The sequence below is a fragment of the Cyanobium sp. Tous-M-B4 genome (genome assembly GCF_024345395.1).
Classification (GTDB): Bacteria; Cyanobacteriota; Cyanobacteriia; order PCC-6307; family Cyanobiaceae; genus Cyanobium_A.
Window position 1 is genome coordinate 129,999 of record NZ_JAGQBA010000004.1, and the last position, 24,290, is coordinate 154,288.

Below are 24,290 nucleotides of genomic sequence, written 5' to 3' on the forward strand. Positions count from 1 at the left end.
ATAAATTGTGAACAGCAACTGGTAGTCGATCCGACTTTGGACTGAAGTCCCCAGTGTGCCCAGTCCTCACTTACTTAACCAGCATGTCCCGGCTAGTTGGCCTGCAGGCTCCCGATTTCACAGCCACCGCCGTAGTGGATCAGGAATTCAAGGAGATCAGTCTCTCCCAGTTCCGCGGCAAATACGTGGTGCTGTTCTTCTATCCCCTCGACTTCACTTTTGTCTGCCCAACGGAGATCATCGCTTTCTCCGAGCGCTACAACGACTTCTCCAGCCGCAACTGCGAAGTGCTGGGTGTTTCAGTAGATAGCCAGTTCAGTCACCTCGCCTGGGTTCAGACGGATCGTAAGAACGGTGGTATTGGTGATATTGCCTATCCCCTCGTTGCCGACCTCAAGAAGGACATCGCCCGCTCCTACGAAGTCCTCGATGAGGAAGCAGGTGTCGCCCTACGTGGTCTGTTCATCATTGATCCTGATGGCGTGATCATGCAGAGCACAATCAACAATCTGCCCGTGGGCCGCAGTGTGGACGAGACCCTGCGTCTGCTGCAGGCCTTCCAGCACATCCGCAACAACCCCGACGAAGTCTGCCCCGCAAACTGGAACCCAGGTGATAAGACCATGAATCCCGACCCGGTTAAGAGCAAGGAGTTCTTTGCCGCCGTCAACTGATTTCTATCAAGCTTCAATTTTTTGATCCTCAGCGATCAAACCCGGGGGCCTTTGGCCCCCTTTTTTACGACCGCTTGCTATGTGTCGAGTTTGCCAGCCTTCAATTGCGCAGGCTGCTAAGCAGTCTCAATCCGTCTAGCCCCCCTGTGATCGGGTCGCAGGCGCGCTCCGGATGGGGCATCAGACCCAACACATTGCCGCCTGCGTTGGTTAGGCCCGCCACATCACCAACCGAACCGTTGGGATTGCTTGAGTAGCGCAACACCACCTGACCATTTGCTTCGAGCTCAGCCAGTTGCTCGCTCTCGCACTGGTATCGCCCCTCCCCATGGGCGATTGGCAGCACGATCGCTTCTGCCTCGCTGTACCCTCTCAGCCAGCGACAGTTGCCCGGATTAACGCTCAGCGGTGTTGGTTCACAGAGAAAATGCAGCCGAGCATTGCGGGTGAGAGCCCCTGGCAATAACCCCATTTCTGTGAGTACCTGAAAGCCATTGCAGATACCCAATACCGCACCGCCTGCTTCAGCGAAAAGCTTCACCGACTCCAATACGGGGGCAAACCTGGCAATTGCACCGCAGCGCAAATAGTCTCCATAGCTGAAGCCGCCAGGGATCACCACTGCGTCTAGGCCGCTGAGATCGCGCTCCTCATGCCAAAGGAACCGGGTCGGTAGACCGACGCACCCCTCTAAGGCCCAGCGCATATCCCGGTCACAATTTGAGCCTGGGAACACCACGATGCCAATGGTCATTGCTGCTCCTCCCCGGCCTTTTCATGCAGCTCTAGCTGCCAATTTTCGATCACAGGATTGGCAAACAAGCGATCACTGAGTAGTTCCAGCTGAGCTTGGGCGGTGGTTTTGTCCGGAGCCTCCAGTTCCAGCTCTATTGCCTTGCCGATGCGCAGGCTGCGGACGCCGTCGACGCCGAGTCGGGCTGCTGCAGCCCTGGTGGCCTCGCCAGCCGGATCAAGCACCGAGGGCCGAAGTGAAACCTGAACGCGAGCGCGGAAGAGTGGCACCAGAGGAGCAGGAGGTTTGTTAAATCTTGGCAGCCCGATGGCCCGCTGACGTCAGTTTTGGTCAGCTTGAAAGCAGCCCCCTGGCATTTCAGCCGTGGCTTGGCGCTTCAACCCAGTTCCTATTGGCTTCTTGCCAGCCTGCAGGGCAGTGCTGGCAGGCTTGATAGCCATTTGTGCGCCAGCTGCGCTGGCCCAGCCGTTGCAGTGCCGTCTGGCTGATGGTCCTTGGCAGCCATGCACGATGCTCGTTGAAGCCCCGGCAGGTGAGTTGCCTATTCGGTGGACGATTGAGCTCGGCCCACGTCGAATTGACTTCCGCCACGACGGCAGCGGCACGGTGCAGATGCTTGATTCAGCTGGGTGGTTGCCGGTTGATACCAGCTGGATTGCGGGGCCTGCGCTCTGCTGGAACGGGCTATGCGCCCAAGGGGATATCCCCTTGGATTGATCAGCTAGTAGCAGCTGCCAGCTCACCGGTCAGGGCCTGGTTTAGGCAGGATTCGATAGCAGGGCGATCAAGTTGGAAGCCAAGCAAAACCAGCTCCAGGCCTGGGGCCTGCTGGGAGGCAGCAGCCTGCTCAACTCCTGGTTCAAACCAGCACTCCAACCGCGGTCCAACAGCCTGGATCTGAAGCGGTCGGTTTTTACCTGAAAGCCAAAGTCGCCCCTTGAGCCGGATCAGGGCGCTATCACCAACTAGCTGCAGCAGTTGTTGCTCAAGGGCAACGCGGCAGAAATCGCCAGGTAGGTCGAGGGCAAGCGACTCGATGGCGACATGGGTGTGATCGTGATGCTCGTGATGGTCATGGTCATGGTCATGGTCGTGATGGTCATGGCCTGTGGTGGTCGGCTGCCGGGGCTCAAGGCCCAGCACCAGCTCTGGGGAGACCACACCCCTGCCCATCGACAACAGCACAGCTCCTGGCTGCAGCTGGGGGGCAAGGCCCTCATGCACCAGATCAATCTCGCCGGCCGATAGGCAGTCGGCGCGGCTGATCAAAACCAGATCGGCAGCCTCAAGCTGCTCGGCAAACAATTCATCGATAGCCGAAGCGTGATCCAGGCTTGGATCAGCAAGCCGCTGGGCTTCGAGAGCGGCTGGATTTGCCACCACACTGCCTGCTGCAAGGGCTTCGCCATCAACAACAGCCACCACGCCGTTGAGGCGAATGCGGGTGCGGATTTGCGGCCAATTCAGGGCAGCAATCAGTGGTTCCGGTAGCGCCAGACCACTGGTTTCCACCACGATCCCATCGAGGCTGTCTGCTCGTTCAAGCAGCTTCTCCATGGTTGGCAAGAAGTCGTCTTGGACAGTGCAGCAGAGGCAGCCATTTGCCAACTCCACCAGGCGGGTATCGAGCTCATCCTCGGGGCAGAAACCACAGCTGCGCAGCAGCTCCCCGTCGATACCAACCTCGCCGAATTCATTAACCAGCACAGCCAGACGTTGGCCGCTGTTCAGCAGCAGATGACGCAGCAAGGTTGTTTTGCCCGCACCGAGAAAGCCTGTCACCACGGTGACAGGCAGCCTTCCAGTTTGTTTTGTCATCTCAGGCAGTCAAACCCGCCAGGGCCCAGGTGCCCCCAAGGGCCATTAGGGCGAAACCAAGCCAGCGCAGCTGGGTGGAAGAAAGGCGTGCCCCCAAAGGTCGCAACGCAATCAGTGCCAGCGCAAGCAGGGCTGCTTGGGAAAGAAACAGGCCCGTGCCGTAGGCCAATACGGGCATGGCGCTCCAGCCAAATACGGGGCCGCTTAGTACATATCCGTGCAAGGCCATGGCGGGAAGCAGCAGCAGGGGCGGCAACCGCCGCAGCAACACCAGTGCCTCAACAATGAGGGTGCAGGCCACTAGGGATTCAGCGCCTGGCATCCCTGGCCACAGCAGTCCAGCAGCACTGCCGAGCAAGCCAACAGCAAGTAGTCCCAGGCTCCAGCCAAGCCGTTGCTGCAACCCCACCAAGGAAAGTGCCAGTAGGAAAAGCAGATGATCCGGGCCCAGCACTGGGTGGGCGAGGCCACTCAGCACGCCATTGATCGTGCTGGGTTGCAGCTGGCTGACATCAGCAAAATGATGCGCCTGGACTGGGCTCATGGCGCCAATACCGACTGCTGCCAGGCCAGCACCTAGTAGCCAACGGCCCAGTGCTTGGCCGTGGGGTGGTGTTTTTGTCAAATTCATGGACCGGTCCGCGCCGTAGGAAGAACAAAACCGGCGGGCGTTCTGACTTGGCAATGGTTCGCAAGCAGGCCCCAAAGTTGGAGCAGATTCGCGGGCCAAGGCCTTTACAGCTGCGGGACAGTGTCGGATTTCCACCGACCTTTCCCCCTTACCTCCAGTGGCTGATCCCCACTGGAACCGGAAATTAGATGCTATCGGCAAGGGGCCCTATCGGCATGCCAGGCTTTCCTTGGTAGCGACTCCGGTGCTCGGATTGACACCGGCAGCGCGTTTACAGAGTGCTTTCTGCTCAGGCAGGTCGAGCACCGCGTCACTGAAATCAGCTCCTTCAATGGTTGCTCCTTTGAAGTGGCTCTGCATCAACATGGCGTTTCGCAGCACAGCACCACTTAGGTCAGTGTCCTCAAAGTGACTTGCGAAGGCCACCGCGTCTTCCAGGTTGGCGTCTTTCAGGTTGGCTCCGCGTAGGTCGCTGCTGTTGAAAACAGCTCCGCGCAGATCGGTTCCGCTCAGATCGAAGCCCGTCAGGGTCGCCTTCAAAAACTCCTGCTGTTGAAGGTTGCGCCCGTGCATGTCGGGTTGGAGGTCTTGTAGCGAACGCTGGCTGCGCAGCTCTGGGGCGGTGATCGCTGTGGCCGGAGAGACTCCCAGGCACCAGGTCAGCACTAGGGCCAGTGCGGCCAGCAGCCAGCTACCAGACCAACTCGCTCGGCTTTCAGATCTCGAGCTCATGGGCGCGCACTTACGGTGAATCATCAAGTTATGGCAACCATGGTGATGGCTTTGCGGGTGGTGGTTCCCCCCCACCCCCTGATTGGCCACTGGCTTGGCGTACTGCGCGATCGACACACGCCTAGCTCTCTTTACGCCTCCGCTACTGCCGAGCTAGGTCGCTGGCTCACTTATGAGGCTGTGCGCGATTGGCTGCCCCACAGGCGCATCCAGCTGGAATCACCACTTGCTCCGGCAGAGGCGGACGTGGTGGATCCGGCGGTTCCCCTGCTGGCAATGCCCCTGCTAACCGCTGGGCTTGGCCTTTGGCAGGGCGGCCAAACAGTGCTTCCTTCTGCCCAGGTGCTCCACCTCCAAGAAAGCCTCGGTGTGATAACCCCTCCAGCCGGGCCCATCCCCCCCCGCTGTGGAGTTTTGCTGTTCTTAGCGGAACTAGGAGATGGCGAATCCCTGCTCCATCTGCTTGATGACCTTTCAGCCCTAGGAGTGACGGGCGATCGCTTACGAGTGATTACATCCCTGGCCTCCGGGCCAGGACTCAAGGCTGTGGGGGAGCGGCACGGGAGCCTCACCATTTACGCCGCTGGCATTGATCCAGATTTGAACGAAGCCGGTGCGATCGTGCCGGGTATCGGCGATGTGAAGCAGCGGTTGTTCGGTGGCACGGTGCTGGATGAACTGCCCACCGATACCTAGGCTCGCTGAAGAAAGGGCTTGATTTATGGGTAATCACAACGGCGGCACCCCTGCTAGAGGCAGTTCCAGCCTCAGTGTCTTGGCAGGTGCTGTTATTGGTGCTGCCGGCCTTGCCTGGTGGTTGCTGGCTGAGGCAGAGCGACGCCGGCACCAAGCCCGGCCTGCCCGCGCCGCTGGAATCGCCGCCTCGCCGGCTCTTACCAGGACGGACCGGGACCTTCACGATCGGGTCCATGAGCTCAACCAGGCGATCGACGACGTGCGCCGTCAACTGGAGACCATGACCATCCAGGGTTAAGTCTTCTGGGCCTATCGCCCCGGTGGGTAGGTTTCTTCAAGCCCAACCCACCACCATGCTCCGCTCCGCTGCGATCACGCAAGGCATTCAGCGCTCCCCCAACCGCGCCATGTTGCGGGCCGTTGGCTTTGGTGATGGCGATTTCAACAAGCCGATTATTGGCGTTGCCAATGGCTACAGCACAATTACACCTTGCAACCTGGGCTTAAACGAGCTAGCTCAGTGCGCCGAGACGGCTCTTCATACAGCCGGTGCAATGCCCCAGATGTTTGGCACCATCACGGTGAGCGATGGCATATCAATGGGCACGGAGGGAATGAAGTATTCCCTGGTGAGCCGCGAGGTAATTGCCGATTCGATTGAAACTGCCTGCAACGCCCAAAGCATGGATGGCTTGCTGGCAATTGGTGGTTGTGACAAAAATATGCCAGGAGCCATGTTGGCCATGGCGCGCATGAATATTCCCTCCATTTTTGTCTACGGTGGCACGATTAAGCCTGGCAAGCTTGGAGCCTGTGATCTCACGGTAGTAAGTGCTTTTGAGGCTGTCGGTCAATACAGCGGTGGTCGTATTGATGAGCAAGAGCTCACTGCTATTGAAAAGAATGCCTGTCCAGGTGCCGGCAGTTGTGGCGGCATGTTTACTGCCAATACTATGAGTGCCGCCTTTGAAGTATTGGGGTTAAGCCTGCCTTACAGCTCCACCATGGCTGCAGAGGACCCTGAGAAAGCAGAGAGTGCTGCTCGCAGCGCAGAGGTTTTGGTTGATGCACTTAAGGCAAACATCTTGCCTAGTGACCTACTCACCCGAGAGGCCTTCGAAAATGCCATCAGCGTGATCATGGCGGTGGGCGGCTCTACCAATTCCGTGTTGCACCTACTGGCGGTGGCCCGCACCGCTGGAGTACCCCTAACCATCGACGACTTTGAGACGATCCGCCAGCGGGTGCCAGTGATCTGCGATCTGAAGCCCAGTGGCCGCTATGTGACCGTTGACCTTCATCAGGCTGGTGGCATACCCCAGGTGATGAAGCTGCTGCTTGATGCGGGCTTACTGCATGCCGATTGCCGCACCATCGAGGGCAAAACCCTGGCTGAGTTGTTGGCATCTGTTCCTTCCGAGCCCCCCTCTGGTCAGGATGTGATCCGTCCACTTAGCAACCCCCTCTATCCCAAAGGGCACCTAGCGATTCTCAAGGGAAACTTGGCAGAAGAAGGTGCGGTGGCCAAGATCAGTGGGGTTAAAAATCCTGTAATCACCGGTCCAGCAAGGGTTTTTGAAAGCGAGGAATCCTGCTTGGCCGCAATCCTTGATAAGCAGATCAACCCCGGTGATGTGGTGGTAGTGCGCAACGAGGGCCCGGTGGGAGGCCCTGGCATGCGGGAGATGCTCAGTCCTACTGCTGCGATCGTGGGCCAGGGCCTGCTCGATTCGGTGGCCCTGATCACCGATGGCCGCTTTTCAGGCGGTTCCTTCGGTCTGGTGGTGGGTCACGTTGCACCCGAGGCTGCCGTGGGGGGCACCATCGGCCTGGTTGAGGAAGGGGACAGCATCACGGTCGATGCCATCGAATTGCTAATTCAGCTCAATGTCCCTGATGTGGAAATCGCTCGGCGGCGCTCGGCCTGGGTCAAGCCTGAGCCCCTTTACCGCACTGGGGTGCTTGGCAAATATGCCCGCCTGGTTGGTAGCAGCAGCCGGGGTGCGGTGACCGATGAGATCTAATAGCCAAAGCCAGGCCTCAGTCCAGCGGCACTAACAGGGCCCTGAGTCTTCGTGCCAAAGCCTCCAGGGGGGCACCATCAACTGGTCGCTCGCAGCGGAGCCCTGACTCCGGCTCCATCCACACCGGATGGCTCCCCTGCCAAAGCAGGGGGCGTTGATGGTCGTGGCACCAGGCCAGGGTGAGGTTGAGGTCATCACCGCTGCGATAGATCTCAATTTCGAGATCGGCGGCGGGATAGCGCTGTCCATCGGCCTGTCTTACCTCCAGTCTCAAGTTGCAATCGTCGCAGCGCTGAGTGTCATCCAGGGGCAGCACGGCGTGACGCAATGGCTTGCGACAGAGATCGGCGGCGGCTGCAACCAGCTGTTGCAGGTTGCTATTAACCAGCTCAGGGGTAGCCACGTACAGCGCGAAGTTGTAGGTAGATCGGACCGGCGCGGAAGCCAGCATTTAAGCCGCCATCATCGGCGAAGCGTGAATGCAAAAGTTGCAGCCTGGTGATCCGGCTTGGGTCAAATTTCATGGGCAGCCCCACCGGCTTAGCGCGCACCGAGGCTCGTAGATCTGCGAACGGAATCCTCACGAGGCTGGGTCCCTCTGGCTCCGTAGCGAATTCGATCACCCAGCGCAGGCCCCCAGGGATCAAGTTGGTGAGTCCGGCCAGACCGTCAGCGCAGGCAACCGCCAACTTGAAGCGTCTGCCAGCACCAACCAGCTCAAGTTCAAGCCCCTCACAACTCGAGAGATCGAGAGGGGGAGAAAACAGAGGCGAGCGGCAACTGATGAAGCCCCCTCCCTCCTCAACGAGCGTGCCTTCAAACTCCAGCCCTGTTGAGGCGATCCGGCAGTTTCCCTGGCTGCGACCACCCATCACGGTGTCGTTTAAGGCATGCCAGCCAATGAAGCCGTCGCCGCTGGCGATGGAAATCATTGGCTGACTCCAGCCGCTGCTGCTTGGTCAGCAAATATCAGCACCTCACTGGCGGGCTTAACCAACTTGGCTGGGGTCCGCAGAGATGATTCCTCGGGGTCGAGTAACCGTTGCAGGGCCTGCACCTTGCCGGCGCCACTCACTAGGAAGACCACCCGCCGCGCTGCTGAAAGGGTTGGGGCTGTAAGGCTGACCCGGGGTAGACCCTTGCCCTGCCCCAGGGTTACGGAGCGGTCTCGCACCCCCGGTGCAGCGGTGCCTGGAAACAACGAGGCGGTGTGACCATCGTCGCCGAGGCCCAACAGCACCACGTCCAACACCGGTGGGAAGTTGCCGCACAGCTGTTGCAGCAGGTCTGCGTACGCTGCCGCTCCCTGCTCCGGGCTGGCGAGCTGGGTGGGAACCGCATGCAAGCAGGCCTTACTAGCGGGGAGCTCCGCCATCAATGTTTCCCTAAACATGCGGGCATTGCTGGAGGGGTCGTCGCTCGGCACCCAACGCTCATCACCGAGCAACACATCGACCCGATCCCAGGGCAGGTGTTGCTGACCAAGTAGGCGATAGGTCGCCTTCGGTGTCTCTCCGCCGGCCAGTGCTATCTGGGCGCGGTCGCGCTGGGCCAATACCTGATCAAGCTCTGAGGCCAGGGCTTGGGCCGTCTGACGGGCGAGCTCAGCTGCCGACTCAGCCACCACCAGGCGATAGCGAGTATTGGAGCCTGGAGTGATTGGGGTCATTGGTTCAGTCCAGCCACTCGGTGTGGAAGTTGCCAGGCTTGTCGACCCGCTCGTAGGTGTGGGAGCCAAAGCAGTCGCGCATGGCCTGGACCAGGTTTTGGGGTAGGCGGGCGCTGCGGTAGCTGTCGATGTAATCAAGGGTGCTGCTTAAGCAGGGCACGGGAATCCCCGCCAGGGCAGCGCCGGCAACCACCTGCCGCAGCCCGGGCAGACGCCTGTTGATCTGCTCGGCAAACCAGGGGTCGAGCATGAGGTTGGCCAGGCTGGGGTTGGCGCCATAGGCATCCTGAATTCGCTGCAGCAAGCGGGCCCGGATGATGCAGCCCCCTTTCCAGATCTGGCCGATGGCCGAAAAATTGAGGTTGTAATCGTGCAGCTTTGAGGCTTCCTGCAGCAGGGCCATGCCCTGGCCATAGCTAACTATGCAGGCGGCAATGCAGGCATCGCGCAGGGGAGCCATGTCATCTGCCGCGCTGCCAAGATTGAAGCTGTGGGCGGCAGGCTCTGGCAGCAGGGCGCCCGCCTCGAGTCGCTCGGAGCGCAGCGAGCTCAGCACTCGGGCATTGAGGGCGGCATAGATGGTTGGCACGGGTACACCCATCTCCAGGGCACTCACCACGGTCCAAAGACCAGTGCCCTTTTGGCCAGCCGCATCCACGATCGCCTCCACTAGATCGGCACCGGTTTCGGGATCCTTGGTGCGCAGGCAAACCTCGGTGATCTCCACCAGGAATGAGGCCAACTCCTCGGTTTGATTCCAGCTGGCCAGGACGTCGGCCATCTGGTCGCCGTTCAGTCCGCCAACCCGCTTCATCAGGTCGTAGGCCTCAGCCAGGATCTGCTCAATGCCGTATTCGATGCCGTTGTGCACCGTTTTGACGAAGTGACCAGCGCCCCCGGGGCCGATGTAGGTGACACAGGGACCATCGTCTACCTGGGCTGCCATCTTGCGCACCAGCGGTTCAATGGCGTCGTAGGCCGCCTTGGTGCCACCGGGCATCATGCTCGGCCCTTCCAGGGCGCCTTTGGCGCCACCGGAGACGCCCATGCCGATGTAACCGAAGCTCTTGCTCTCCAGCTCGGCAACGCGCCGTTCCGTATCGGCGTAGAGAGAATTGCCGCCATCAATCAGCAGGTCACCCTCCTCAAGGAAGGGGGAGATTGCCGCAATTGTGTCGTCAACGGGCTGGCCCGCCTTGACCATCATCAGGATGCGGCGTGGACGCTCCAGGGTCGCCACAAACTCCTCAAGGGTCGCGGCGCCAACAATGTCCTTGCCTGCACCACGACCTGCCAGAAAATCATCGGTTTTTGCCTTGGTGCGATTGAAGACAACGGAGGAGTAGCCGTTGCGCTCAGCATTGAGGACGAGGTTTTCCCCCATCACTCCCAAGCCGATCAGGCCGAAATGCGCCTTACCCATGACTGAATTTGAAGCTTTTGGCGACAGTGTGGCGAAGCGTGCTGGTCAGCCCAGGCATCCGTCACAACTTGGTGGCAAAGGTGTCAGCAACTCCTGGTTTTTGGCCCGACACCTTGGCAGCTTCCCCTGCTCAGATCACCGTGCCGTCAGCGATGGTCCCATTTTTGACAACCACCACAATGCCGTTGCGTATATAGAAATTGAGCTCGGGTCGGTCAGCTTCCTCCACGTGGTCCTTGTTGACGATCGTGACGTTGTTGCCGATCCGCACGTTCTTGTCGAGGATGGCCCGTTTAACAGTGGTGCCCCTGCCCACGCCCAGGGGGATGCCCCCACGCTCGCGCAGAGCTAGGCGCTCCTCGGAAGACTCGAAGTAGTCGGCTCCCATCACCAGGGTGTCCTGGAGCACCACCTCGTCTTCAACGCGGGAGCGCACACCCAATACGCAGTGGTGAATGCTGCAGGCCTTGAGCAAGGAGCCCTCACCGATTATCGAGGCGGTTACCTGGGCGTCTTGCAACTTGCTGGGGGGCAAGTAGCGGGGCCTGGTGTAAATCGGGAACTTCTCGTCGTAAAAGGAGAAGGCCGGGTTGGGTTGGTCGGTAAGCGCCAGGTTGGCTTCATAGAAGGCGCCGATAGTACCGATGTCCTCCCAGTAATCGTCAAAGAGGAAGCTTTGGAGCCGGTCGCCGCGGGCGAGGGAGGCGGGGATGATCTCTTTGCCAAAGTCTGTTGAAGTTGGGTTGCTGCTCAGCAGGTCAAAGAGGGTGTCACGGCTGAATACATATATGCCCATCGAGGCGAGGTATGGGCGTTTGGCCGCCTCCTCCGGCGAGAGGCCAAGGGCCTGGGTGTCGACTCGCATCGTCTCCAGCTCCGCACCCTTGGGCTTCTCGCGAAACTCCTGGATGCGTCCATCACGGCTGGTGCGCATCAGGCCAAAGCCCTCGGCTTGAGCGGGGTCCACGGGCAAGGCACCCACAGTGAGCTGGGCGCCGGTGTCGATGTGGTGCTGTACAAAACGGCTGTAGTCCATCCGGTATAGCTGGTCACCGGAAAGAATCAAGTAGTGGTCAACGTCCCATTCGTGGAAAAGCCACTGGTATTTACGGACTGCATCCGCCGTGCCCTCAAACCAGCTTGGGCTTTCTGGGGTCTGCTGGGCTGCCAAAACCTCCACAAAACCTTGGCCAAATCCAGCCGAAAGGTTGTAGCTCATCGTCAGGTGACGATTCAGCGACGCACTGTTGAACTGAGTAAGTACATAGATTTTGTTGATTTCCGAATTAATGCAATTGCTGATTGGAATGTCAATCAGCCGATATTTTCCTGCCAGTGGCACTGCTGGCTTGGCCCGCATTTTGGTCAACGGGTAAAGGCGGGTACCAGCACCACCTCCCAGAATTATCGCCAGTACACGCTTCATAAATCCTGCTACCAGCGGGTCTCGGGGCTGACCGTACTTGAGCGTCCTGCTATTGGGCGAGCCTTTTGATCACCTGCGGCACGAACTGTTGCAGTGCCGCAGGCTGGGGCTGGTTCAGGGCTCTGGCGGACGCTCCTGCAGCTCAAAGAGATCCTCGAGGACTCTCATGGCGCTGTGTCGCTGCTGGCGCGGCTGGGGGGCCCGCAAGTTGGTAACAGGCGTGTGCAGGATCTTGTTGATGATGCCCTTGCTGAGGGCTTCAACCACCTTGCGCTCCCTGGCTGAGAGGTCTGGACCCATGCGGCTCAAGGCCTTCTGGAGTTCCTGCTCACGGATGTCTTCCAGCTGGCGCCGGAGGCGGTTTACAACCGGCACCGCTTCAAGCCCGTCCCACCATTCCAGGAAGGCACGAGACTCCTCCTGCAGCAGCCCTTCGGCCTCAGCTGCCATTTCGCGCCGAGCCTCCTGGTTGCGGTTTACCACCTCCTGCAAATCATCAACGTCGTAGGACTGCACGCCGGGCAGGCCAGCCGTATCGGCCGAAATGTTGCGGGGTACGCCGATGTCTACCAGCATCAAGCTGGAGCGGCGATTCAGTCCGCTGAGGCGCTGCGCCGTAATGATTGGTGTGTCAGCAGCGGTACTGGTGAAAACCAGCGAGCAGGTGCTGAGGCAATGGTCCAGGTCGTCAAGGGGACGGCACTGAACTGGCAGTGCTGGGAAGTCAGCGGCCAGTAGTTCCGCCTTGCTAACCGTGCGGTTAAGCAGCACGAGTCCCTTACAGCCCTTGGCCTGAAGGTGCTGTAGCAGCAGCCTGGCCATGCGCCCTGCTCCCACCACGGCCACTTGCTCCTGATCAAGGGGCACCAGCTCATCGAGGCCTCGAGCTTGGCCCACCTTGAGCTGGGCCAGCTCCACCGCCGCTGAACTGATCGAGACAGCGCCGGTGCCAAGGTTCGTTTCTGTACGGACCCGTTTGCCGGTACTAACTGCCTGGGTAAGCAGCCGATTGAGGATTGGCCCAACGGAGTGGTGCTCCTGGCCAAGCCTCACCATTTTTTTTACTTGAGAGAGGATTTGCCCCTCCCCAAGCACTAGAGAATCGAGGCCGGCTGAAACCCTCAGCAGGTGGCTGATCGCCTCCTCGTGGTGAAAGGTAAATAAGTGCGGTGTGAGCTCCTCGACCGCCAAGCCGGAGAGCTGGCTTAAAAAAGCTCCGACAGCAGAAATACCCCGCTCCGGATGGCGGAGCAGGGTGTAAATCTCCAGCCGATTACAGGTGCTGAGTATGGATGCCTCTAGCACCTGATCGTCAGCCCGCAGCTGCTGCAGCGAAGCCTCCATGGTTTGTTCCGGGATGCTGAGGCGCTCCCGGATCTCCACTGGAGCCGTGCGATGACTGAGGCCGACGACGGCAATGTGCATGGAGGCTGGCTGGGGTGCTCGGACTACGGCGGGCTTCAGCTCAGCGCGATGCTCTGGGCTCCATCCTTCATGTGAATGGTATTGGTAAAGCGAGCGGTGTTGTCCAGGTTGCTGATCACCAGGGAGCTGGTGCGGGTGCAATCCTTCTCAAACTTGACACCGTGGAACAGCAGGCCATCGGTGATGCCACTGCCAGCGAATACCACGTTTTCACCTGAAGCAAGCTCCTCTGCCTCGTAGATCTTATCTACGTCGGTGATGCCCATCTCGTTAAGACGAGCGATGTTGCCTTCCTTGGTGTAGTCAGCCCACTCAGATGTCTGAGCCACCGCGGGGTCGTACACGAGCTGGCCCTGGAAGTGACCGCCAAGGGCGCGCATGGCAGCGGCGGAGATCACGCCCTCGGGGGCTGCGCCGATGCCCATCAGGCAATGGGTGCCAGTGCCTGCAAAACCGCAGGCGATAGCGGCCTGAACGTCGCCGTCCGAGATGGGTTGAATCCTGGCGCCAGTAGCACGGATCTCGGCGATCAGGTCCTTGTGACGAGCGCGGTCCATCACGACGATGGTGAGTTCGCTGGCTGCAAGACCAAGGCACTCGCTGAGGATCTTGATGTTCTCGGTAGCCGACTTACGGATGTCCACCTTGCCCTTGGCAGCCGGGGGGGCAGCCAGTTTCTTCATGTAAAAGTCGGGAGCGTTGAAAAGTCCCCCGCGATCAGAAGCGGCCAGGACTGCCATGGAGCCTCGCTGGCTGTTGGCGCAGAGGTTGGTTCCCTCGCAGGGATCAACGGCGAAATCCACGCCGGGGCCGGTGCCACTGCCTACTTCCTCGCCGATGTAGAGCATGGGAGCTTCATCGCGCTCGCCTTCGCCAATAACGATGCGGCCCTGCATTTGGATGAGGCCCATGCGGGTGCGCATGGCTTCAACGGCTGCAGCGTCTGCTTCATCTTTCTTGCCTAGGCCGGTCAGTTCGGCAGAGGCGATGGCAGCTTGCTCAACGACCTCGAGAATTTCCTGGATGAGGGTGCGATCCACGGTGATCCGGCAGGGGAATGGGCTTCAGTAATGGCGTCGGCCGGGCGGGACACGGTTCAGAATCCTGCTGCTGCCAAGCCTTTCGAAGATGAAGCGGCCGCAACTGTATCAGTGCCTGCGGCCATGGGACCTAGGGACCACTCAAGGCTTGTCTGCAGACCACTTCCTACAATCCAAAGCCACCCGATCGGTTGATCCAGCATGAGCACCAAATCCCTGGTGATCTCCCCGTCAATTCTGTCCGCCGACTTCTCCCGTCTCGGCGACGACGTTCGTGCTGTCGATCAAGCTGGTGCCGACTGGATCCACGTAGACGTCATGGATGGCCGGTTTGTGCCGAACATCACAATTGGCCCCTTAATTGTGCAGGCGTTGCGGCCTGTAACCACCAAGACCCTCGACGTTCACCTAATGATCGTTGAGCCCGAGCGATACGTGGCCGATTTTGCCAAAGCTGGCGCAGACATCATTTCTGTGCAGGTTGAGGCTTGTCCGCATCTGCATCGCAACCTTGCCCAGATCAAGGATCTTGGCAAACTTGCTGGTGCCGTACTGAACCCCAGCACCCCTTTAGACACGCTCGACTACTGCCTGGAGCTCTGCGATCTAGTGCTGATCATGAGTGTCAACCCTGGCTTCGGCGGCCAGAGTTTCATCGACAACCAGGTGCAAAAGATTCGCGATCTACGCCGCATGTGCGATGAGCGTGGCCTGGACCCTTGGATTGAAGTGGATGGCGGCATCAAGGCAGAAAACGCCTGGAAAGTAATTGAAGCGGGCGCGAATGCCATCGTTAGCGGTTCTGGTGTTTTCAACCAGCCTGATTACGCCGCAGCAATCACCGGGATTCGCAACAGCAAGCGTCCCGGGGCATGAGCCTCTGAATTGGTTCACAATCTAATTCAGAATCCAGTTCCCTATCCCCCCGCGCATGTGTGCGGGGGGACTCAAATAGGTTTAGCTCCTATCTGTAGTGGAATAAACGCGCTTGGGGTTTAGCTGTCAAAGAACCAGCCGTAGCTGTGCAAGCCAATGCCCAGTAGATTTACACCGATATAGCAAACCACGATAACTACCAAACCTGCTGCGGCTACTAGAGCCGGCTTACGTCCCTGCCAGCCACGGATCAAGCGAGTGTGCAAATAGGCGGCGTAGACGAGCCAGCAGATCAAGGCCCAAGTTTCCTTCGGATCCCAGCTCCACCAGCTGCCCCAGGCCTCGTTGGCCCACACCGCTCCACTTACCAGACCAACCGACAGCAGCAGGAAGCCCACTGTGATCGTGCGGTAGCTGAGGGAATCAAGCTGTTCAACCGCAGGCATGGCAACGCTGCTTAGTTGCAGCTGGGGTGTAGCCAGTTGGGCCTGGCGATAGCCGCCACTGCCGATGGAGCTGCTGCGTAGTTCCAATGAATTGCCGCGGTCAGTGAATAGCACCGCCAACGAAAGCAATGACCCCACCAGCAGGGCCGCGTAGCTGACCATGATCACGCTGACGTGCATCACTAGCCAGCTAGAGCGGAGGGCCGGCACCAGCGGCGAGGCTTCCTGGAGCCGATCAGGTAGGGCAAAGCTGGCAAAAGCAACACAACCGAGGGCCATGGGGGTTGCCGCTGCAGGCACCAACGGCGAAGGCCAGCTGCGCTCAACCAGCAGCTGGGTGAGGGTGCAGCCCCAGGCGAGAAAGCAGAGGGATTCGTAGAGGTTGCTGATCGGGAAATGCCCCGATTCCCACCAGCGCAACACCAATTGGGCCGTGAGGCAGAGATTGGCGCCGGCAACCAGCAGGCGTACCGCCGTGCTCGATCGGCCGCCGCTAAGCGACCAGAAGGCCAGCGGCAGAGCGACCAGCAAGAGGGCAAACGCCGTCAGACCCAGGCCAAGCACTGGGTCGTTCAACAGGGCGGGCACGGGCAATGAATCGGTATCTGCTCAGTTTGGCGAATGGCAGGTGCTGTTAGCGGCTGGCCTGCCGTAACAGATACACGCCGCCACCCAAACCGATCACCACTGGCAGCCAGGCGGAGAAGTAGGGACTGAGCGTCCCCTTGACCCCGAGCGAACTGAAAACAAATGCCACCAGGTAGTAGCCAAAGATCAGCAGGACGCTGAGTCCGAATCCCTGGCTACGGCTGCGCCGCGAATGGGGGCGCACTCCAAGGCTGCTACCAATTAATCCAAACACCAAGCAGACTGCGGGGAAGGCGAACTTCTCCTGGATGCGAACTCGCAGCTTGCGGGCACCTTGCAGATCACTTGCCTCTCTGAGCAGCCGTTCGGCGGTTCGTGCTTGGCCGATTGTCATTGAATTGGAATCCTTTGGCAGCTTGGCAACCTGAAGCGGCTGACTACCCAGCGGATATAGGTAGCGGTCGAAATCAGCTGAAGTGGTGGAGCTGTCCGATCCCTCCGTGACCCCAAAGACATGGCCATCAAGGAATTCCCACTGGGCATCGGCCTCGCTCCAGCGGGCTCGATCGGCACTGAGCAGCACCCGTTGATCTCGGCGTGAAAGGTCTAGCAGGGTGACCCGCTCCATCACTCCTTTATTGAAGCGTTGGGCGTAGAAAAAGTGGGTAAGGCCCCGCTCCGTGCTGCCGTCTTCCGCCTGTATCTCACCGTATTTAGAGAACATGACGTTGTCTTTCTGCTCGCCAGATACGGCACGTCCAATCGCACGGTTGAGGGTGTTTTTGGCCTCGAGCAAGGTGCGCGGCACTATGGCCTCGTTGAAGGTGAAGGTGAGCATGGTCATCACCAGCGCGATAGCAACGGCGGGCACCACCATTCGCCAGGTGGCAACGCCCACGCTGCGCAGGGCGGTGAGCTCACTGTTGCCTGAAAGCTTTGAATAGGTGAGCAACGTGGCCATCAGCGTGGCCATGGGGAAAGAGAGCACAAGAAAGGAGGGCATCTCCAGTACCAGCACCCGCACGGCCACATCTAGGGGCAACCCCGATTCCGCAACCCGGCGGACAAGCTCAAATACGGCACCTACTGAGAGGGAAACGGCGGTGAATGCGGCTACACCGAAAATCAGGGGGCCGATCAGTTCCGCCAGTAGCCAGCGATCAAGCAGGGGTAGGTGGCGCCAAGGGGTCAGCAGCTGCTGGCGTGCGCGATGTGACCAACTCATAGCCGGAAGGATTCTCCGAGGTAGTGGCGGCGAACCAGGGGATCGGAACCCACCTGCTGAGAGCTGCCGGAAGCCAAAATCGATCCTTCAGAAAGGATGTAGGCCCGATCTGTGATCGCCAGGGTTTCGCGCACGTTGTGGTCTGTGATCAGCAGACCCATTCCCCGCCCCTTGAGCTGGTGGATCAACTGCTGCAGGTCTGACACCGCGATTGGGTCTACTCCCGCAAAAGGCTCATCCAGCAGCAGGTAGCTGGGACCTTCCACACCCACAGCCAATGCCCGGGCAACCTCACAGCGCCGCCGCTCACCTCCGGACAACTGGTAGCCCTTGCGGTTTTGAAATTCGCTGAGGTGAAAATCCTCGATTAAGCCATTGAGGCGCTGGCGCCTCAGCTCCATCGGCGTGGCACTTTCTTGCAGGGCAAGGCTCAGGTTGTCACGCACACTTAGCTGCCGAAACACGCTGGGCTCCTGGGGCAAGTAGCCGATGCCTAGGCGGGCACGTTGGGGCATGGGCAGCTGTTCGATTGCCATGCCATCCATCAACACCTGGCCGGAGTCGGGGCGCAATAAGCCAGTCACCAAACCAAAAGTGGTGGTTTTGCCCGCCCCGTTTGGACCAAGCAAGCCCACAACTTCACCAGGCTCCAGCTGCAGCGACACGTGGTTGACCAGCATTCGGCCGCCGATGGCCAGGGCCACATTGACGAGCTCCAGGCTCATGGCGACATGCCTTCTTTTGGTGTTGGCGCATTTATTCGGTAGTGGGTGATCACTTGTTGTCCAGGGGCGGGCTCAGCCACGATTCGCTCCCGCTCCACCAGGTACACCAACCGTTCAGCCCGAATGCTATGACCCGAATCTTGAATTACATCCACATCACCGCTGAGCACCACCCTGCCCTCACGACTGAAGTATTGGGCCTGACGGGCCGTGGCCACTACCCGTTGGTCTGGGTAAACGATGCGCACATTGCCGGTTGCTGTCACAACCCCGGTGCTGTTATCGGCCTTTTGCAAGTCGGATTCAATCGTTACCAGCCCACTGGTGGGAGTCACCAAGGCGGGAGCTGCAAGCGCAGGGGCCAACATTGCCGAGAGGAAAAGGGGCATGGCCATCAGCCGCAAGAGCACGGAGCGCCTAGGGGTAAATAGCAACAGTTGGGTATGAGCCATTGAGTAATTTTTAATCTGTAGAACGGTTACGGGGCGGCGTCTTAACCAATCTGGGCAATTCCAAACCCTCAATTGGAGTCTGCTGCTGCAATGCCAGCAGCCGCTGCATGGATGTGTTGATCAATGCGACTAAATCTATGCCTAGGGCGGTAGGCGAACAAGCCTTAAGGCGGCCTAGACCCTCACCCATCAGGATTGTGGCGCCACGGCAGTTTCCCCGTTCAAGGTGAAGTTCCGCCACGGCGATTTGCAGAATTCCCTGCAAAACTGGCCGCATAGGACCAGCTGTTTCATGCCAGAGGGATTCGAAGCCGTCGTGGCAGGCATACCAATCACCGCTGTTAAACAAGAATATGGCCTCGCCCAGACGGGTGTCGGCCAATAATTCCTGCTCTTCGCTTAAAACCTGCTGCTCAGGGTTCGAGCGCACTGATCAGCGCTTAGCGGCCTTTTTGGAAGGCAGTTTGCGCAATCTGATCGATTGGGGTGTGACCTCAAGCATTTCATCGGGTCCGATGTACTCGAGAGCCCGCTCTAGGGTCATCTGGATAGGTGCCTGCAAGGTGTCAAGCACCTCTGCGCCAGCCGAGCGAATATTGGTAACCTGCTTTGCCTTGCAAACGTTGAGTTCTAGGTCGGGTGGTCGGTTGTGTTCGCCAACAATCATTCCCTTGTAGACCTTGGTACCAGGCGTAATGAAGAACTGGCCGCGATCTTCCGCACCCTTCAGTGCATAGAAGGTGGCTGTGCCTTCCTCAAAGGCAATCAACACGCCATTGCGGCGGTTGTCCATGTCTCCCTGCATCGGCCGGTAGTCGAGGAAGGAGTGGCTCATGATGCCCTCGCCCCTTGTGGCGCGAATGAATTCGCCTCGGAAGCCAATCAGGCCCCGAGCTGGCACCACAAACTCAAGCTGGGTGCGACCATCATTCGTATTTTCCATGTTCTGCATCTCGGCTTTGCGAATGCCTAGCTTCTCGATGCAGGCGCCCACTGACTCCTCAGGCACATCCAAAACCAAGGTTTCGTAGGGCTCCGATGGGGTGCCATCAATGGTGCGGAAAATCACCTGGGGCTGGGATACCTGGAACTCATAACCTTCACGGCGCATTGTTTCGATCAGGATGCCAAGGTGTAATTCACCACGGCCGCTGACGGCCCAGCGATCGGGTGAGTCGGTGTCCTCTACCCGTAGGGCGACGTTGGTGAGCAGTTCTTTCTGCAGGCGATCTCGCACCTGACGGCTGGTCACAAATTTGCCCTCCTTGCCAGCGAAGGGAGAGTCATTGATGACGAAAGTCATCTGAAGGGTGGGTTCGTCAACCCGAATCAGGGGCAGGGCCTCAGGGTGATCGGGGCAGGCAATCGTCTCACCAATATTTACCTCGTCAAAGCCGGCCACGGCCACGAGATCGCCAGCGCGGGCCTCCTCAATTTCAACGCGCTGCAGGCCCTGGAAGCCAAGCAACTTGCTGATGCGGCTGCGCTTGATGCTGCCGTCGTCACGGATAAGCGCAGCAGGTTGGCCAGCCCTGATTGTGCCGTTGTGGATGCGTCCAATCATGATCCGACCCAAAAAGTCGGAGTAGTCCAAGGTGGTGACTTGAAGCTGCAGCGGCTTCTCGGGATCGCCCACTGGAGGCGGAACGTGCCGCAGGATCGCATCGAAGAGCGGTTTCATATTGTCGCTCTCGGTTTTCATGTCTGGCTTGGCGTAGCCGCCCATGCCACTCCCAAACAAATAAGGGAAATCGCACTGGTCGTCGTCGGCACCCAGCTCGAGGAACAAGTCGAGAACCTTGTCGACAGCAACCTCGGGGTCTACCCGGGCCCGATCAATCTTGTTTACGAAAACGATTGGACGTAACCCTTTCTCGAGGGCTTTTTTAAGCACAAATCGGGTTTGGGGCATGGGCCCCTCGTTGGCATCAACAATCAGGAGGCAGCCGTCAACCATGCCGAGAACTCGCTCCACCTCACCGCCGAAATCAGCGTGTCCAGGGGTGTCAACGATGTTGATACGAATTCCTTCGTAATCGACGGCGGTGTTTTTGGAAAGGATTGTGATCCCGCGCTCACGCTCAAGATCGTTCGAGTCCATCACACAGGTCGGAACCGCCTCTCCCTCGCGGAAGATGCCCGATTGGGTGAGCATGGCATCCACCAATGTGGTTTTGCCATGGTCAACGTGGGCGATGATCGCAATATTGCGAATCGGCGTACCTGGGTGTGCACCGCTCATACAAATAAAACCCTACTTTTACGTTGAATGGAATCTGTTGACTTGAAGTTTATGTAGACGGAACGTTTGATGGAACGTTTACGCAGACTTGAAGCCATCGACCAACTCTATCCCACACCCCTGCCGCTTTTGAGGCTGCCGCGGGTCACGCCAAGACGGCTGTCCAGCTGTTCCTGCTGCCAGAGGCTGCGTCCGCTGATCTCACCCCGCAGGGTCGCTGAATATTGCTGCACCCGACGCTGGCTTTCGGCCCCTGATTCCTGCAACAACTCAATTCGGAACTGACGCACCCCAGCTCGCATCAAATGGGGCAGGGCCTCAGCAGCTGTCTGAGCTCGGCCATTAAACAAGGTGTTACGGCAGCCAAGATCCGCCCTCAGCGGGTGCTCACTGCCGCTGCGATCACGCAGAAGCACCGTGTGCTTTTCGCAAGGGCGGCCGCAGTCGGTGTGGTCGTGTCCGTCAGATAAGAAGGCGCAAAAGAGGCAGTGCTCCATGTGGAACAGGGGCATGTGCTGGTGGGCGGTTACCTCCACCTGGCCGGGGGGGCAGCCCCGCACCAGGGACAACATCTGCTTGAGGTCAAGGTCGTAGCTGGCGGTGATTCGCTGCAGCTTCCAATGATCTAGGAACCACGCGGCGGAAATTGGATTTGCGACATTCAAGGAAAAATCGCCATAGCAGGGAGCAAGGGGGGTTAGCGCCTCGAGCTGGTCGGCATTGCGCACCAGGTAGCCATCGGGGGCCGCCCGCACTAGGGGCTCCAGGGTCCAGCGCTCATCAGGCCGTGTGATGCGAGCCCCAGCCAGCCAGATGCCTCCAGGCCAGCAGCCACGGCCGATTGCCACGGCCTCGCGCAGCTCGGCCGGCTGTTCAAGGTCAGCAATCACTGACGCCACTGGTTGATCGCGCAGGGCTCTCAGTTGCTCAAGGCTGCGCACCAGCACAACCAACTGCGGCGCCGAATCCTCAGCCCTGCCCAAACCGGGCCTAGATATTGCCGAAGTAAAGGCTGGGCTGGAAAGACTCTCCAGTAGATCGTTGATATCAGATTTATCCCCTGCCAAAGGCTCCTGCGAGCAGCTGAGGTCAGGCTCAATTGCGGCCAGTGCCTCAACAAGCTCGCGGCGCAACTTGTTGAGCTGGGCTACTGGCAGAAAAAGCTCTCCCTCGAGAGCAAGCTCTAGCTGCTCCAACCTCCAGCAGGTGCCGCCAAGGCGCCCAAGCTGGGCTTGAAGTCGGGGGTTGTCTAGGGCTTGAACGCAGGCTGCTTGCAGGGCAGAGGCGGAGCGCAGCTTTATCTGCACAGATGCTGCTGGATCTAGTCCCTCTGCCCACTCAACCCGCAGCTCCAAGGGCTCGCCAAGCCGTCCTTGCAGGTGAAGCCGCAAGCCTCGGCTGCACTCCGGTGTTGCCTGGCCAGCCATGCGCTGCCATTGACTTTCAAGTGCGGGATCGCTGGTGAGCCAGCAGGGGCTACCCGCTGAAAGTCCGCGGGTTTCGATCCGGCCAGGGCCAAGCCGTACGGCCAGACGGCCCATGGGGCTCTGCTGCACAGCCATCAGCCGGCCGCCAACCTCCGCAGGTGGCTCCAGGGGAGCAGATCCAGGGGCCTCAAACACCAGACCATCGCCAGGCTTCAGAAGGGCCTGGGTCTGGATGATCCACCAACCGTCGGCACTGAAGCGCTCAAATACACCAATCTGAGGGCCACGCTTCTTGCTCCAGCGGCCGTGCACGAGAGCCTGGTGGTCGAGGCCCCCCAACCAGCCTGTGGAAAGCCCCCGCGAGAAGCTCAACTCCAGGGAGCGCCTCTGCTCAGCTGGCTGGGGCGCACTTGGTAGTCCCTCGGCTAGACGATCGAGTCCTTGCCGGTAGGCATCGGTAACAGCGGCCACGTAGGTGGCGTCCTTAAGACGCCCCTCGATCTTGAGGCTTGTGATGCCGATCTGCTTGAGCTGGGGTAAAAGCTCCCAGGCGGATAGGTCCTGGGGTGAGAGCAGGTAGCGCTGGTCTTGAAGATCGCGCTCTTCGCCGTCAACAATCAGCTGGTAGGGCAAGCGGCAAGCCTGGGCACACTCGCCCCGGTTGGCACTGCGCTGGCCCAGGGCTTCGCTGGTGAGGCACTGGCCCGAATAGGCAACGCACAGGGCGCCATGCACAAAAACCTCCAGGGGCATGGCCAACTGGCGATGTTGCAACTGGCTTTGCAAACGGCCCAGGTCGGTGAGAGTCAGCTCCCGGGCAAGCACGACCCGGGCACAACCAAGCTCCGCGGCCATGGCTACCCCTGCGGCGCTGGTGATCGACATCTGAGTGGATCCGTGCACAGCCAGTTCGGGCGCCAACTTGCGCGCCAGCCGGGCCAGGCCAACGTCCTGAACAATCAGGGCATCGACGTGGGCCGCAGCTGCAGCCCTGATCAAACTTGCCGCCTCAACCAGCTCATCGCTGAAAACGAGCACGTTGACGGTGAGAAATCCCTTCACCCCACGCCGATGCAGCCAGTGCATCAGTTCCGGCAACTCCTCCTGCTGAAAATTGGCGGCCCGCATGCGGGCGTTGAATACCTCCACACCGAAATAAACGGCGTCGGCGCCATTTGCTACCGCGGCGCGCAGGGCCTGCCAATTTCCCGCTGGGGCCAGCAATTCCGGAATAGTCATCAGCGCGCCAACCGCTGGGCGGGCTCAAACAACTGCAGGGCTTCGGCGCTGCCCTCAAATCGCCAATGCCAAGGTTCGTAACTCACCCCCTGGGTATTGCCTCGGGGGAAGGAGAGGATGAAGTGATAGCGAGCAGCATTGGCCAGTAGCCACGCATAGGCTGGAGTTTGATCGAAGCTTGGTGAGAGATTCGTGGCAGGTGCCAGGCCATCGCCGAGATCTATGGCGAAGCCGGTGCTGTGCTCAGAAAACCCTGGCGGGGCGCTAACCATGGCCCTTTCTCGAGCGCTCTGGTTGCGATCCGATTTCACATCAAAAAAGAGTTCTTTTTGCAGCGCATGGGATCGGAAGGCGCTCAGCACCACTAGCTCTACCCCGCTAACGGATGCATCTCGCTGCATGGCCAGAAGAGCTGCTGCTGCGTCGCGATGCAGGCTTAGCCCAGGGGCAATCGCCACCCGTTCCGAGGCGGCCAGCTCTCCGTAGGGGAAATGGCCCAGCAGGCGCCCATCAAGGCCCGTGCGGGCGTTTAGTCCCTTTACTGGCGGTGGGGCCAATAGGCGCTGCAGAGGCCCCGGGCGCCAAACCACTACTAGGGTAAGGGCGATCAAAAGTGACCCTGTACCCACGCTGACTCCCAGTAGCCAGCGGTTGGCCTTGGCTGAAGGCGGGCTCGTGCGGCGGGCGACAGGAATGTCCCCCATGGCTACGGGTTGGCCTGGCCTGCGGGAATTGCGATGCGTCACGCGGGTTCCCTG

Annotated in this window: 26 protein-coding genes and 1 riboswitch; of the genes, 6 read left to right on the forward strand and 20 right to left on the reverse strand. The window is 59.6% G+C overall.

The window, feature by feature from the left end:
- The first annotated feature begins 83 nt into the window (after positions 1 to 83).
- The gene (locus KBY73_RS09155) at positions 84 to 674 is read left to right on the forward strand and encodes a peroxiredoxin (RefSeq protein ID WP_254936782.1); all 591 of its coding nucleotides are present in this window, start codon (positions 84 to 86) and stop codon (positions 672 to 674) included.
- 100 nt (positions 675 to 774) lie between these two features.
- Here KBY73_RS09155 and purQ read toward each other — a convergent pair whose 3' ends face one another.
- Both purQ and purS read right to left on the reverse strand, forming a co-directional pair.
- Entirely contained in the window at positions 775 to 1,428 is a 654-nt protein-coding gene (gene purQ, locus KBY73_RS09160) for a phosphoribosylformylglycinamidine synthase subunit PurQ (RefSeq protein ID WP_254936783.1), read from the reverse strand.
- On the reverse strand, positions 1,425 to 1,697 hold the full coding sequence (gene purS / locus KBY73_RS09165) for a phosphoribosylformylglycinamidine synthase subunit PurS (protein ID WP_254936784.1): 273 nt from the start codon (positions 1,695 to 1,697) through the stop codon (positions 1,425 to 1,427). Before purS ends, purQ begins: the two co-directional genes overlap by 4 nt.
- A 241-nt stretch (positions 1,698 to 1,938) precedes the next feature.
- Here purS and KBY73_RS09170 point away from each other — a divergent pair, with 241 nt between their 5' ends.
- The gene (locus KBY73_RS09170; RefSeq protein ID WP_254936785.1) at positions 1,939 to 2,145 is read left to right on the forward strand and encodes a hypothetical protein; all 207 of its coding nucleotides are present in this window, start codon (positions 1,939 to 1,941) and stop codon (positions 2,143 to 2,145) included.
- Here KBY73_RS09170 and cobW read toward each other — a convergent pair whose 3' ends face one another.
- From cobW to KBY73_RS09185, 3 genes are all read right to left on the reverse strand, one after another.
- Complete coding sequence (cobW, locus tag KBY73_RS09175) at positions 2,146 to 3,246, reverse strand: cobalamin biosynthesis protein CobW (protein ID WP_254936786.1); 1,101 nt, start codon at positions 3,244 to 3,246, stop codon at positions 2,146 to 2,148.
- Between the two features lies 1 nt (position 3,247).
- A complete protein-coding gene (locus tag KBY73_RS09180) occupies positions 3,248 to 3,790 on the reverse strand; it encodes a HupE/UreJ family protein (RefSeq protein WP_254936787.1) in 543 nt (180 codons plus the stop codon).
- 101 nt (positions 3,791 to 3,891) lie between these two features.
- Positions 3,892 to 4,074, reverse strand: a riboswitch (cobalamin riboswitch).
- 10 nt (positions 4,075 to 4,084) lie between these two features.
- Positions 4,085 to 4,609: a pentapeptide repeat-containing protein gene (locus KBY73_RS09185; RefSeq protein ID WP_254936788.1), complete on the reverse strand. Its 525-nt coding sequence runs from the start codon at positions 4,607 to 4,609 to the stop codon at positions 4,085 to 4,087.
- A 30-nt stretch (positions 4,610 to 4,639) separates the two neighbouring features.
- Here KBY73_RS09185 and KBY73_RS09190 point away from each other — a divergent pair, with 30 nt between their 5' ends.
- Genes KBY73_RS09190 through ilvD form a run of 3 tightly spaced genes read left to right on the forward strand, consistent with a single transcriptional unit; the run spans position 4,640 to position 7,329 of the window.
- Positions 4,640 to 5,305, forward strand: a complete 666-nt coding sequence (locus tag KBY73_RS09190; protein WP_315858418.1) for a uracil phosphoribosyltransferase — start codon at positions 4,640 to 4,642, stop codon at positions 5,303 to 5,305.
- A 25-nt stretch (positions 5,306 to 5,330) separates the two neighbouring features.
- Positions 5,331 to 5,603: a hypothetical protein gene (locus KBY73_RS09195; protein WP_254936789.1), complete on the forward strand. Its 273-nt coding sequence runs from the start codon at positions 5,331 to 5,333 to the stop codon at positions 5,601 to 5,603.
- Between the two features lie 55 nt (positions 5,604 to 5,658).
- Positions 5,659 to 7,329 (forward strand): dihydroxy-acid dehydratase, encoded by a 1,671-nt coding sequence (gene ilvD, locus KBY73_RS09200; protein WP_254936790.1) that lies wholly within the window; start codon positions 5,659 to 5,661, stop codon positions 7,327 to 7,329.
- Between the two features lie 16 nt (positions 7,330 to 7,345).
- Here the strand turns inward: ilvD and KBY73_RS09205 are convergent, their stop codons facing one another.
- The 7 genes from KBY73_RS09205 to glpX all read right to left on the reverse strand — a co-directional run bounded on the left by KBY73_RS09205 (position 7,346) and on the right by glpX (position 14,312).
- A complete protein-coding gene (locus KBY73_RS09205) occupies positions 7,346 to 7,732 on the reverse strand; it encodes a hypothetical protein (protein WP_254936791.1) in 387 nt (128 codons plus the stop codon).
- Positions 7,719 to 8,261 (reverse strand): CIA30 family protein, encoded by a 543-nt coding sequence (locus KBY73_RS09210; RefSeq protein WP_254936792.1) that lies wholly within the window; start codon positions 8,259 to 8,261, stop codon positions 7,719 to 7,721. The genes KBY73_RS09205 and KBY73_RS09210 overlap by 14 nt, the downstream gene beginning before the upstream one ends.
- Entirely contained in the window at positions 8,258 to 8,998 is a 741-nt protein-coding gene (gene pgl, locus KBY73_RS09215) for a 6-phosphogluconolactonase (RefSeq protein ID WP_254936793.1), read from the reverse strand. The genes KBY73_RS09210 and pgl overlap by 4 nt, the downstream gene beginning before the upstream one ends.
- A 4-nt stretch (positions 8,999 to 9,002) precedes the next feature.
- Complete coding sequence (gndA, locus tag KBY73_RS09220; RefSeq protein WP_254936794.1) at positions 9,003 to 10,421, reverse strand: NADP-dependent phosphogluconate dehydrogenase; 1,419 nt, start codon at positions 10,419 to 10,421, stop codon at positions 9,003 to 9,005.
- Positions 10,422 to 10,551: 130 nt separating this feature from the next.
- Positions 10,552 to 11,847: a glucose-1-phosphate adenylyltransferase gene (locus KBY73_RS09225; RefSeq protein ID WP_254936795.1), complete on the reverse strand. Its 1,296-nt coding sequence runs from the start codon at positions 11,845 to 11,847 to the stop codon at positions 10,552 to 10,554.
- Positions 11,848 to 11,961: 114 nt separating this feature from the next.
- Positions 11,962 to 13,272 (reverse strand): glutamyl-tRNA reductase, encoded by a 1,311-nt coding sequence (locus KBY73_RS09230; RefSeq protein WP_254936796.1) that lies wholly within the window; start codon positions 13,270 to 13,272, stop codon positions 11,962 to 11,964.
- Positions 13,273 to 13,307: 35 nt separating this feature from the next.
- Entirely contained in the window at positions 13,308 to 14,312 is a 1,005-nt protein-coding gene (glpX, locus tag KBY73_RS09235) for a class II fructose-bisphosphatase (protein ID WP_106501811.1), read from the reverse strand.
- Between the two features lie 201 nt (positions 14,313 to 14,513).
- On the opposite strand from glpX, the gene rpe reads away from it, so the two are divergent.
- On the forward strand, positions 14,514 to 15,188 hold the full coding sequence (rpe, locus tag KBY73_RS09240; protein WP_254936797.1) for a ribulose-phosphate 3-epimerase: 675 nt from the start codon (positions 14,514 to 14,516) through the stop codon (positions 15,186 to 15,188).
- Positions 15,189 to 15,307: 119 nt separating this feature from the next.
- Here rpe and ccsB read toward each other — a convergent pair whose 3' ends face one another.
- From ccsB to KBY73_RS09280, 8 genes are all read right to left on the reverse strand, one after another.
- Entirely contained in the window at positions 15,308 to 16,222 is a 915-nt protein-coding gene (gene ccsB, locus KBY73_RS09245; protein WP_254936798.1) for a c-type cytochrome biogenesis protein CcsB, read from the reverse strand.
- Positions 16,223 to 16,268: 46 nt separating this feature from the next.
- Positions 16,269 to 17,447, reverse strand: coding sequence for an LptF/LptG family permease (locus tag KBY73_RS09250; RefSeq protein ID WP_254936799.1), 1,179 nt, complete (start codon positions 17,445 to 17,447; stop codon positions 16,269 to 16,271).
- A complete protein-coding gene (lptB, locus tag KBY73_RS09255) occupies positions 17,444 to 18,172 on the reverse strand; it encodes an LPS export ABC transporter ATP-binding protein (RefSeq protein ID WP_254936800.1) in 729 nt (242 codons plus the stop codon). The genes KBY73_RS09250 and lptB overlap by 4 nt, the downstream gene beginning before the upstream one ends.
- A complete protein-coding gene (locus tag KBY73_RS09260) occupies positions 18,169 to 18,561 on the reverse strand; it encodes an LPS-assembly protein LptD (protein WP_315858420.1) in 393 nt (130 codons plus the stop codon). The genes lptB and KBY73_RS09260 overlap by 4 nt, the downstream gene beginning before the upstream one ends.
- A gap of 73 nt (positions 18,562 to 18,634) precedes the next feature.
- Positions 18,635 to 19,054: a DUF309 domain-containing protein gene (locus tag KBY73_RS09265; RefSeq protein WP_254936801.1), complete on the reverse strand. Its 420-nt coding sequence runs from the start codon at positions 19,052 to 19,054 to the stop codon at positions 18,635 to 18,637.
- A 3-nt stretch (positions 19,055 to 19,057) separates the two neighbouring features.
- The gene (gene typA / locus KBY73_RS09270; RefSeq protein WP_254936802.1) at positions 19,058 to 20,866 is read right to left on the reverse strand and encodes a translational GTPase TypA; all 1,809 of its coding nucleotides are present in this window, start codon (positions 20,864 to 20,866) and stop codon (positions 19,058 to 19,060) included.
- A gap of 107 nt (positions 20,867 to 20,973) precedes the next feature.
- Positions 20,974 to 23,532, reverse strand: coding sequence for a U32 family peptidase (locus KBY73_RS09275; protein WP_254936803.1), 2,559 nt, complete (start codon positions 23,530 to 23,532; stop codon positions 20,974 to 20,976).
- Complete coding sequence (locus KBY73_RS09280; RefSeq protein ID WP_254936804.1) at positions 23,532 to 24,236, reverse strand: D-alanyl-D-alanine carboxypeptidase family protein; 705 nt, start codon at positions 24,234 to 24,236, stop codon at positions 23,532 to 23,534. The genes KBY73_RS09275 and KBY73_RS09280 overlap by 1 nt, the downstream gene beginning before the upstream one ends.
- Between the last annotated feature and the right edge of the window lie 54 nt (positions 24,237 to 24,290).